The sequence below is a fragment of the Alcanivorax profundi genome (assembly GCF_003597125.1).
GTDB lineage: Bacteria > Pseudomonadota > Gammaproteobacteria > Pseudomonadales > Alcanivoracaceae > Alcanivorax > Alcanivorax profundi.
In genome coordinates this window covers 1-349 of sequence record NZ_QYYA01000224.1, presented here as the reverse complement: position 1 = coordinate 349, position 349 = coordinate 1, and the positions used below count along the sequence as shown (strand labels likewise).

Genomic DNA, 349 nt, shown 5'->3' with positions numbered 1-349 from the left:
TGCATAATGTGGAAACCATCACAAGCAACCTCACCGTTTCTACACGTGAACTGAATACCCTGATGGCAGGACTCAACAAACAGGTTCCGGGTATGATTGGAAAGGCAAATGGCGTGCTGGATAATACCAACCGCCTCACAGCTAATCTGGCCAGTCTTGATGTGCAGGGCACTTTGAACAAGGTGAACCAGACTTTGGAGAGTGCTCATCAGTTTACTGAGAAGCTGAACAGCAACCAGGGCAGCCTCGGATTGCTGATGAACGATACCAAACTGTACGACAATCTGACGTCAACCATGAGTCCGGCCGACTCCTTGGTTATCGACTTGAAGGCACATCCGAAACGCTA

General features: G+C 49.3%; 1 protein-coding gene. It reads left to right on the top strand.

From position 1 onward, the window contains the following. Positions 1-349: DUF948 domain-containing protein (locus D4A39_RS19565; protein ID WP_147393991.1), on the top strand; the 349-nt coding region annotated here is incomplete at both ends.